At 66.5% G+C, this 4,489-nt stretch carries 4 protein-coding genes; all 4 read right to left on the bottom strand.

What is annotated here, in order from left to right; translation table 11 throughout:
- Positions 1-91 precede the first annotated feature (91 nt).
- Positions 92-1,471, bottom strand: coding sequence for a M16 family metallopeptidase (locus tag ACOJTD_RS25785; protein ID WP_420135694.1), 1,380 nt, complete (start codon positions 1,469-1,471; stop codon positions 92-94).
- Positions 1,468-2,850 carry a M16 family metallopeptidase gene (locus tag ACOJTD_RS25780; protein ID WP_420135693.1) on the bottom strand — a complete coding sequence of 461 codons (1,383 nt, stop codon included), beginning with the start codon at positions 2,848-2,850 and terminating at the stop codon, positions 1,468-1,470. The genes ACOJTD_RS25785 and ACOJTD_RS25780 overlap by 4 nt, the downstream gene beginning before the upstream one ends.
- A 174-nt stretch (positions 2,851-3,024) precedes the next feature.
- Positions 3,025-3,753 carry a hypothetical protein gene (locus ACOJTD_RS25775; protein ID WP_420135692.1) on the bottom strand — a complete coding sequence of 243 codons (729 nt, stop codon included), beginning with the start codon at positions 3,751-3,753 and terminating at the stop codon, positions 3,025-3,027.
- 90 nt (positions 3,754-3,843) lie between these two features.
- Complete coding sequence (gene lspA, locus ACOJTD_RS25770) at positions 3,844-4,338, bottom strand: signal peptidase II (RefSeq protein ID WP_420135695.1); 495 nt, start codon at positions 4,336-4,338, stop codon at positions 3,844-3,846.
- Between the last annotated feature and the right edge of the window lie 151 nt (positions 4,339-4,489).

Raw genomic sequence — 4,489 nt, 5'->3', positions numbered from 1 at the left:
CCGGCTGCGCCGGTCGACCTCTCCCCGCACGGGGAGAGGTTAAGCCGTGCCCGGTGAGAGGGTCGAACCGAACGCCGCCCGGTGCCTATAACTAATTCGCCCGCGGCGGCGGAGCAGCGCCGGCCGGCTTGACGGCGTTCGGATCGGCAGCGGCTTGCGGCGTGCGGCCGACCACGACGGTGAGCAGGCCATCCGACCACAGCCGTTTGGCGGCGCGCTTGGCGTCGTCGAGGGTCACGGCGTTGATGACCTCGCTGCGATGGTCGATGTAGTCGATCGGCAGGCCGTCGTTCTGATATTGAAGCATCGCCTGGGCGAGCTTGGCAGATGTATCCAGCGACAGCATTTGCGAGCCGTTGAGATACGACTTTGCTTCGTCCAGTTCCTGTTGCGTCGGCCCCTGCTCGGCCATCCGCTTCACTTCGGCCTCGATCGCCTCGATACTTTGCGTGGCGCGGTCCGCGCGGGTGCCAGTGGCGCCGGTGAACAGCGCGGAGTGCTCCATCCACACCATCGACTCGTAGATCGAATAGGCCAGGCCACGCTTCTCGCGGACTTCGCGATACAGCCTCGACGACAGCGAGCCGCCGCCGAGGATGTGGTTCACGACATAGCCGGCAATGAAATCCGAATCGTGGCGCTTGAAGCCGGGGCCGCCGAACATCACCGTGGTCTGCGGCACGTCGAGAGCCACGAAGCTGCGCTGCGGCGGCTTGGTGGCGACGATGTCGGCCACCGGCGCGAGCTGAGCCTTCGCCGGCAAACTGCCGAAGGTCGCGTCGAGCAGCTTCGCCAGCGTGTCGGCATCGACGTCGCCGACCACGGCGATCTTCAGCGTATCTTTGGCCAGCACCTTCCCGACGTAATTCTTCATATCGTCGACCGTGACGTTCGGCAGGCTCTCCAGCGTGCCGGTCGACGGCCGGCCGTAAGGATGATCGCCGAACGCGACCTGCAGACACTTGCGGGTCGCCATGGTGTTCGGATCGAGCGACTGGCGGCGCAGCGTCGAGATCAGCTGCGCGCGGATGCGCTCGACGTCCTTGGCCTCGAACCGCGCAGCGGTCAGCGAGGTGTGCAGCAGGCCGAACGCCTCGTCGCGGTTTTCCTTCAGCATCCGTAGCGAGCCGCGGAAGTAATCGCGGGTGACGCTGTAGGACAGCTGGATGGCGCGGCGGTCGAGCCGCTCGTGAAAGGTGGCCGAATCCATGTCGCCCGAACCTTCGTCGAGCAAATTCGCCACCATGTGGCCGACGCCGGGCTTGTCGGCCGGGTCCTGACTGGCGCCGCCGTCGAACGAGTACTCCATCGAGATCAGCGGCACCGTGGCGTCCTGCACGAACCAGGCATGGATGCCGCCGGGCGTCACCAAATTCTGGATCTTGGCCGCGGCGAGGCTGGGCGATGCGGCAGCAAGCGTGAGAGCTGCGGCGAGCGCGACGCGCTTGACGAAACGACGGGTGATGCTCACGAGCGCTTCTCCTCGGGCTTCGGCAGCGTGCCTTTGACCAGATAGCCGGTGACCGAGCGGTTGCGGTCGAGGAATTGCTGCGCCACGGCGCGCACTTCTTCGGCAGTGACGGCACGAATGCGATCCGGCCAGGTCTGAATATCCTGCACCGTCAGTCCCGACGTCACGGCGGCGCCGTACCAGCGCGCCAGCGTCGCCTGATTGTCCTGCGCGTAGATCGCCTCGGCGATCAGTTGCGTCTTCACCCGCTCGAGATCCTCCGAGCGGATCGGATTGCGGACGATGTCGGCGATGACGTTATCGATCGCCTTCTCGATTTCCGAGAACTCGACGCCCGGCTTCGGCGTCGCCGCGACGACGAATTGGGTATCGTCGAGCGCCGTGCCCTGATAGTTGGCGCCGACGCTGATCGCGAGCGGCCGGTCGATCACCAGCGCGCGATAGAGATACGAATTGCTGCCGCCGCCCATCAGCTGCGCCAGCACCTCCAGCGCGGTGCTCTCGCCCTTGGCGGCGGTGTGGGCCGACGGCGCCAGATAATAGCGCCGCACGCTCGGCTGCTCGACGCGCGGATCGGCCAGCGTCACGGTGCGCGGGCCGGCCGGAGTCGGCTCCTGCGGCCGCACCCGCTGCGCCGGGATCGCCGGCTGCGGCGGGATCCCGCCGTAGATGCGTTCGATCGCCGGACGAATCTGATCGGCCTCGACGTCACCGGCGATCACCAGCGTGGCGTTGTTGGGCGCGTAGAAGCGGCGATAGAACGCCAGCGCGTCGTCGCGGTCGAGCTTCTGGATCTCCTGATGCCAGCCGATCACCGGCCGACCATAGGGATGGTTGAGATACAGCGCCGCCATGATCTGCTCGGTCAGCCGCGCATCCGGATTGTTGGCAACCCGCATGTTGTATTCTTCGAGCACGACGTCGCGCTCCGGCAGCACGTTCTCGTCCTTCAGCACGAGGCCCGTCATGCGGTCGGCTTCGAACTCCATCATGCGCTCGAGCTGGTCGCGCGGCACGCGCTGGTAGTAGCCGGTGTAGTCGAACGAGGTGAACGCGTTCTCGTTGCCGCCGATCTTCAGCACGGTCTGCGAGAACTCGCCGACCGGATGCTTCGCCGTCCCCTTGAACATCAGATGCTCGAGGAAGTGCGCCAGTCCGGATTTGCCGGGCGTCTCGTCGGCCGAGCCGACCTTGTACCAGATCATCTGCGTCACTACCGGCGTGCGGTGATCCGGGATCACCACGACGTTGAGGCCGTTCGGCAGCGTGAAGGTCGCGGGTGGATTGGCCGTCACCGTCTGAGCGCTCGCTGCGCCGGCGAGACACAGCGTGGCGAGAACGGCGAAGACGGTGCGCAGCGGAGAAGCGAAAGCTGTCATGGGCAGGGGATCATCCCGGTGGGAGAAGTCGGATCGGACAGGCAGCAGAACGCGGCAGCACGCCAGCATGTGGCGCAGCCTCGGCCGTCGGCGATGTGATTTGATCGAGAGCGATGCGGCGCAGCCGCATCCCGCGGAAGGTGTCGAGCTCTATGCTAAGCCCGGAGCGTCGGCTCAATTGCTGACTTCTTTGCCCGACATCACGTCGATGCGCTTGTTGCCGAGCGCTTCCTTCGGGCCGGTGCCGTAGGCGAAATTCGGCGACGGCGTCTGATAGCCGGCGGGCGGCTGGGTCAGCGTCTCGCGGGTCGGTTCGCCGGTGAACGGCGCGGTCTCGGCCTTGTTGCCGCCGCCGAACAGGCTGGACAGGCTGCCGTTGAAGCCGAGTTGCGACGGGCTCAGCATCGGGTTGTTGACCTGATTGCCGGGCTGGCTGGCGTCGCCATTGGCCTTGTTGGAGTTGGCATCCGAGCGGACCGCGGCCAGTTCGGACGGCATAAGCGGACGCGCAGATTCCTGCGGCGTCGGCTTGCTGCGGCGGGCCGCGGCGCGGGCTTCCTTGCGGGCCTGGACGTCCGGGTCCTTCGGCCAGTTCGGCGCGTTGACCTCCTTGGCGGAGGCCTCGGGCGCCGGCAGATCGAGATTGCGTGGCACCACCAGCGGCGAGCGCTCGCGATAGTCGATGCCGGAGTTTTCCATATTGGTGGCGCCGATGCCCTTCATCAGGCCGCCGATCAACTTCTCTTCGAACGTCCGGTCGTCCTCTTCGGGGTCCTGCGCCCGGGCGACGCCGCCGGCGAACACCAGTCCGACGCCCAGTGCGACAGCCGCCAGGCGCGCCGCGCGGAGCAGCGTCGCCGGAGAGGCGTGCGACATCGAGAGAGTCTGGATGGTCTGGCGCATGGCGTTGATCCTGTTCACGTCTTGCGGTCGATCGCCGGCCGCGACAGGTCGCCGGCGCGGCCTTTGCCGCGGTGCCCGTATCGGCCGGGATCAGGGCGCTTTTGCGGCGGGTGCCCCGAAGAAGGAATCATACAACAGCGCCGCGACGCCGACAACGATCGCCGCGTCCGCAAGGTTAAACACGTACCAGCTATAGGTTTTTCCTGCGATCTGGACGTGAAACAGGGCAAAATCCACCACCGCCCCATAGGCCAGCCGGTCGATCGCATTACCGATCGCGCCGCCGATGATCAGGCCGAGACCGATCGTCGCAAGCCGGGTGGTGGAGCGCGCCATCCAGATCGCCAGCACCACGATCGCCACCGCTTTGAAGGCCAGCATGGCGGCCTGCCCGAGCGGTCCCTGATCGGAAAACCAGCCGTAGGAGATGCCGGTATTCCAGGCCAGCACGAGGTCGAAGAACGGGGTGATGCTGACCAGCCCCTTGCGGGCGAGCTCGAAGCCGAACAGCAACCACAGCTTGGTGGCCTGATCGAGCGCGAGGGCGATCACGGCGGCGAGGATGCCGAGGCGGAGGGGCATCATCAGATTGGCCTCGCCCCACATTCTTCCGTCATGCCCGGGCTTGACCCGGGCATCCACGAAACAACCAACGTGCGCGCGGTCGTGGATGGGCGGGTCAAGCCCGGCCCTGAAGGGCCCCGGTGAGGTGGCGCGCCGCGCAAGCCGCCGCTGC

This window comes from Rhodopseudomonas sp. (genome assembly GCF_048594845.1).
Taxonomy (GTDB): Bacteria; Pseudomonadota; Alphaproteobacteria; order Rhizobiales; family Xanthobacteraceae; genus Rhodopseudomonas.
The sequence above is the reverse complement of the archived record's forward strand: the minus strand, read 5'-3'. Positions and strand labels throughout refer to the sequence as shown.

Bases quoted from the DNA above. Each gene is read 5' to 3' on its own strand.
- ACOJTD_RS25780 (WP_420135693.1), bottom strand. From the start codon at position 2,850: ATGACAGCTTTCGCTTCTCCGCTGCGCACCGTCTTCGCCGTTCTCGCC.
- lspA (WP_420135695.1), bottom strand. From the start codon at position 4,338: ATGATGCCCCTCCGCCTCGGCATCCTCGCCGCCGTGATCGCCCTCGCG.
- ACOJTD_RS25775 (WP_420135692.1), bottom strand. From the start codon at position 3,753: ATGCGCCAGACCATCCAGACTCTCTCGATGTCGCACGCCTCTCCGGCG.